The sequence below is a fragment of the Isoptericola sp. NPDC058082 genome (genome assembly GCF_042885055.1).
Classification (GTDB): domain Bacteria; phylum Actinomycetota; class Actinomycetes; order Actinomycetales; family Cellulomonadaceae; genus Isoptericola.
Genome location: NZ_JBHVSQ010000048.1, coordinates 1 through 1012 on the forward strand (window position 1 = coordinate 1; position 1012 = coordinate 1012).

1 protein-coding gene and 1 pseudogene are annotated in these 1012 nt (G+C 69.5%); both read left to right on the top strand.

Going from position 1 to position 1012, the window contains the following annotated elements:
• Positions 1 to 43: 43 nt before the first annotated feature.
• A pseudogene (locus tag ACFVS0_RS21845) lies at positions 44 to 265 on the top strand (serine/threonine protein kinase); the annotation flags it as partial.
• 48 nt (positions 266 to 313) lie between these two features.
• Positions 314 to 1012 (top strand): serine/threonine-protein kinase (locus ACFVS0_RS21850; protein ID WP_430589118.1); only part of this gene is annotated, 699 nt, incomplete at its 3' end.

Below are 1012 nucleotides of genomic sequence, written 5' to 3' on the forward strand. Positions count from 1 at the left end.
GTCGCGTTCCCTGTCGGGCAGCGCCACGTCCCGCTCGGTGTCGGTGCGCTCCTCCGGTTCGTCGACGGGGGCGTCCGGCCGCAACCGGCTGGGAGCGGGGCTGGTGCAGGTGCCGGACGTGCCGCGCCCCGACCCACGCTCCGCGGTGATGGAGAACCCGCGGGTGCCGGAGCGGAAACGGTTCTGTTCGCGCTCCGACTGCGGGGCCCCGGTGGGCCGGTCCCGTGGTGAACGGCCGGGCCGGACGGAGGGGTTCTGCACCAAGTGCGGCCACCCGTACTCCTTCGTTCCGAAGCTGCACGGCGGCGACATCGTGCACGGCCAGTACGAGGTGGCGGGCTGTCTGGCGCACGGCGGGCTCGGCTGGGTCTATCTCGCGGTGGACCGTGCCGTCTCGGACCGCTGGGTGGTCCTCAAGGGCCTGCTGGACACCGGCGACCAGGACGCCATGGCCGCCGCGATCTCGGAGCGCCGCTTCCTCGCCGAGATCGAGCACTCCAACATCGTCCGGATCTACAACTTCGTCGAGCATCTCGACCAGCGCACCGGCTCGCTCGACGGCTACATCGTGATGGAGTACGTCGGCGGCAAGGCGCTCAAGGAGATCGCGAACGAGCGCCGTACCCCCTCCGGGAAGCGGGATCCGCTGCCGGTCGAGCAGGCCTGCGCGTACGGCATCGAGGCGCTGGAGGCGCTCGGCCATCTGCACAGCCGCAACCTGCTGTACTGCGACTTCAAGGTCGACAACGCGATCCAGACCGAGGACCAGCTCAAGCTGATCGACATGGGCGCGGTGCGCAGGATGGACGACGAGGAGTCGGCCATCTACGGCACGGTGGGCTATCAGGCGCCGGAGGTCGCGGAGGTCGGCCCGTCGATCGCCTCCGATCTGTACACGGTCGCGCGGACGCTCGCGGTGCTCACCTTCGACTTCCAGGGCTACACGAACGTCTTCGTGGACTCGCTGCCGGACCCGGACAACATCGAGGTGTTCCGGGCGTACGAGTCGTTC